The organism is Aquamicrobium terrae (assembly GCF_040545735.1).
Lineage (GTDB): Bacteria > Pseudomonadota > Alphaproteobacteria > Rhizobiales > Rhizobiaceae > Mesorhizobium > Mesorhizobium terrae_A.
This window is the reverse complement of the sequence record NZ_JBEPML010000039.1, coordinates 1-4,428: the sequence shown is the minus strand read 5'-3', so window position 1 is coordinate 4,428 and position 4,428 is coordinate 1. Positions and strand designations below refer to the sequence as shown.

1 protein-coding gene is annotated in these 4,428 nt (G+C 66.8%); it reads left to right on the top strand.

Annotated features, from left to right (window positions below; translation table 11 throughout):
• Positions 1 to 200: 200 nt before the first annotated feature.
• Positions 201 to 4,428 (top strand): Ti-type conjugative transfer relaxase TraA (gene traA / locus ABID37_RS26120; protein ID WP_354199882.1); only part of this gene is annotated, 4,228 nt, incomplete at its 3' end.

Genomic DNA, 4,428 nt, shown 5'->3' with positions numbered 1-4,428 from the left:
TGAATGTGGATGGCGATGATTATACTATCTGGAAGGAAATAGTAAAACAGGCTATGTTGCCTCATCCCGAACACGTCGCAGCCGCAGTTGCAAGCCGGTGCCGTCTTGCGGAGACGCGGCACCGGGCCCTGCGGCCCGTTTGGTTCGAGGGCGCAATATACGTCGCTGGCGCGACGTGCCTGCTGGATGCGGAGACAGTCGTGGCGATCATGTTCGTCAGAGCGCAGGTGATAGGAAGGGGATCGGGGCGTTCGATCGTCTCGGCCGCCGCCTATCGTCATCGTGCGAAGATGATGGACGAACTGGCCGGCACGTCGTTCAGCTATCGCGGCGGGGTGGCCGAACTTGTGCATGAGGAGCTGGCGCTGCCGGATGCCATCCCGGCCTGGCTGCAGAACGCCATCGAGGGCAAGTCGGTGGCGGGGGCGAGCGAGGCGCTGTGGAATGCGGTCGAGGCCTTCGAGACGCGGGCCGACGCGCAGCTTGCCCGCGAGCTGATCGTCGCGTTGCCCGAAGAGCTGACCCGGGCAGAGAACATCGCGCTGGTGCGCGAGTTCGTGGAGGACCGTTTCACGTCGAAGGGCATGATTGCCGACTGGGTCTATCACGACAAGGACGGCAATCCGCACATTCATCTGCTGACGGCGCTCAGGCCGCTGACGGAGGCGGGGTTCGGGCCGAAGAAAGTTCCTGTGCCTGGTGAGGACGGCGCGCCGTTGCGCGTGGTCACGCCCGATCGGCCGAACGGCAGGATCGTCTACAAGGTCTGGGCCGGCGACAGGGAGACGATGAAGGGGTGGAAGGTCGCCTGGGCGGAGACGGCCAACCGGCATCTGGCGCTGGCCGGTCACGAAATCCGCCTCGACGGGCGATCCTACGCCGAACAGGGTTTTGAGGGCATTGCCCAAAAACACCTCGGGCCGGAAAAGGCGGCACTCGCGCGCAAGGGCGTCGGGATGTATTTTGCCCCGGCCGATCTTGCGCGCCGCCAGGAGATGGCCGACCGGTTGCTGGCCGATCCGGATCTTGTGCTGAAGCAGCTTTCCAACGAACGTTCGACCTTCGACGAAAAGGATATCGCAAAAGCGCTGCACCGCTATGTCGACGATCCGGCCGACTTCGCCAACATCCGTGCACGGCTGATGGCCTCGAACGAGTTGGTGACGCTGAAGCCGCAGGAGATCGACGAACAGACGGGCAAGGCGTCGGAGCCGGCGGTGTTCACCACGCGCGACCTCCTGCGCATCGAATATGACATGGCCAAATCGGCCGGGGGTCTGTCGCAGCGCAAGGGGTTTGGCGTCTCCGCGCGAGGTGTTGCCGCGGCGATCAAATCCGTCGAGGCGGCCGGCACGGAAAAGCCCATCCGCCTCGATGCCGAGCAGGTCGATGCCGTCCGTCACGTCACCGGCGACAGCGCCATCGCCGCCGTTGTCGGTCTTGCCGGGGCCGGCAAGTCGACGCTGCTGGCCGCCGCGCGCATTGCCTGGGAAGGCGAGAGGCGCCGTGTGGTCGGCGCGGCCCTTGCCGGCAAGGCGGCGGAAGGGCTGGAGGACAGTTCCGGCATCAAGTCGCGGACGCTTGCATCGTGGGAGCTTGCCTGGGCCAGCGGGCGCGACCGGCTCGAGCGTGGCGACGTTCTGGTCATCGACGAGGCCGGCATGGTGTCGTCGCAGCAGATGGCGCGTGTGCTGAAGGCGGTGGAGGCGGCCGGGGCAAAAACCGTTCTTGTGGGCGACGCCATGCAGCTCCAGCCGATCCAGGCGGGTGCGGCCTTCCGGGCGGTCTCGGAGCGTATCGGCTTTGCCGAGCTTGCCGGTGTGCGTCGCCAGCGCGAGGCGTGGGCGCGGGATGCGTCACGTCTCTTCGCCCGCGGCGAGATCGAAAAGGGTCTCGATGCCTATGCCGGACACGGCCATCTGGTCGAGGCGCAAACGCGTGAGGAGATCGTCGGCCGCATCGTGGCCGATTGGACGGAAGCGCGCAAACAGGCCATCGGGAAATCTGCCTCGGAGGAAAGAGGCGGTCAGCTTCGTGGCGACGAACTGCTCGTTCTCGCCCACACCAATGACGATGTGCGCAAGCTCAACGAGGCGCTGCGTCAGGTGATGACCGACGCGGGCGCGTTATCTGGGTCCCGCATCTTCCGGACCGCGCGCGGGGCGCGGGCGTTCGCCGCCGGCGACCGCATCGTCTTCCTGGAGAATGCCCGCTTCGTCGAACGGCGCGCGCAGCAGCTCGGACCGCAACATGTCAGGAACGGCATGCTGGGCACGGTCGTCTCCACCGGCGACAAGCGCGGCGGTCCGTTGCTGTGCGTCCATCTCGACACTGGCCGCGACGTCGTCTTCAGCGAGGACAGCTACCGCAATGTCGATCACGGCTATGCCACGACGATCCACAAGTCGCAGGGCGCGACGGTCGAGCGGACCTTCGTGCTCGCCACCGGCATGCTGGACCGGCACCTGACCTATGTGGCGATGACCCGGCATCGCGATCGCGCCGATCTCTATGCCGCCAGGGAAGATTTTGAGGCGAAGCCGCAATGGGGATGGAGGCCGCGCGTCGATCATGGTGCCGGCGTCACCGGCGAGCTCGTGGAAACCGGCCAAGCGAAGTTCCGGCCAGACGACGAGGATGCGACCGAGAGCCCCTACGCCGACGTCAGGACCGAGGATGGCGCTGTCCATCGCGTTTGGGGCGTGAGCCTGCCGAAGGCGCTGGAGGAGGGCGGCGTCGCTGAGGGCGACACCGTCACGCTGCGCAAGGACGGCGTCGAGAAGGTCAAGGTCAAGGTTGCGGTCACGGATGAGGAAACCGGACAGAAGCGCTATGAGGCGCGCGAGGTCGAGCGCAATGTCTGGACGGTCGAGCGTGTCGAATCCGCCGAAGCCCGTCAGGAGCGCATCGAGCGCGAAAGCCATCGGCCAAAACTGTTCAACCGGCTTGTCGAGCGGCTGTCGCGTACCGGCGCCAAGACGACGACGCTCGATTTTGAGAGCGAGGCGGGATACCGGGCCCACGCTCAGGATTTTGCCCGGCGGCGCGGTCTCGATCGTCTCTCGCTCGTTGCGGCCGGAATGGAGGAGGGCGCTTCGCGGCGGCTGGCCTGGATTGCGGAAAAGCGCGGTCAGGTGGCGGCCCTGTGGCAGCGGGCGAGCGTGGCGCTCGGCTTCGCGATCGAGCGCGAACGGTGCGTCTTCTATAACGAGCAGCGCCCGGAGGTATTGGCGGAAGCCGTCCCGGTCGCCGGCTCCCACTACCTGGTCCCGCCGACGACGGTGTTCGCCCGCAGCCTCGACGAAGATGCGCGGCTGGCCCAGCTTGCCTCGCCGCGCTGGAAGGAGCGGGAAGACATCCTGCGCCCGATCCTCGACAGGATCTATCGCGATCCGGAGGCGGCCCTTGCGAAGGTGAACGCGCTCGCCTCGGGTGCAGCGCTCGAGCCCCGCAAGCTCGCCGACGATATCGCAGCTCGCCCGGGCACGCTCGGACGGCTGCGCGGGGCCGATCTTCTGGTCGAAGGTCGTGCGGCGCGTGATGAACGCGACAGGGCGATGGCGGCCGTGGACGCGTTGGTTCCGCTCGTTCGTTCCCATGCCACCGAGTTCCGCAGAAGTGCCGACCGGTTCCGTGAGCGCGAGCAGGAACGGCGCGCCCATATGTCCCTGTCCATCCCCGCGCTCTCAAGGCAGGCCATGGCGCGTCTCGCCGAAATCGAGGCGGTGCGTAGCCGTGGCGGGGAGGATGCCTGGAAGACCGCCTTCGCCTTCGCCGTCGAGGACCGTGCTGTCGTGCAGGAGGTAAAGGCGGTGAGCGAGGCTTTGACGGCCCGCTTCGGATGGAAAGCCTTCACCGCGAAGGAGGACGAGTTCGCGGCCCGTAATATCGCCGAGCGCATGCCGGAAGACCTGCCCCTTGAACGGCGCGAAAAGCTCGCCCGGCTGTTCGAAGCCGTCCGGCGCTTCTCCGGGGAACAGCATCTGGCCGAGCGGAAGGATCGCTCGAAGGTCGTCGCGGGCGCCAGCGTCGAGCCCGGGAACGAAACAATGGCCATTTTGCCGATGCTGCCTGCGGTGAAGGAGTTCAGGACGCCGGTCGACGACGAGGCACGGACACGGGCGCTCACCGTCCCGCATTATCGTCATCACCGGGCCGCACTTGCCGAGGCCGCAAAACGCATCTGGCGCGACCCGGCCGGCGCCGTCGGAACGATCGAAGACCTCATCGTCAAGGATATTGCGGGCGACAGGATTGCGGCCGCCGTGACCGATGACCCTGCCGCCTATGGCGCCCTGCGCGGCTCCGATCGGCTGATGGATCGCATGCTGGCCACCGGCCGGGAAAGGAAGGCAGCGCTGCAGGCCGTGCCGGAGGCGGCCGCACATCTGCGTGCGCTCGGGGCATCCTGGGCCACCGCCATCGACA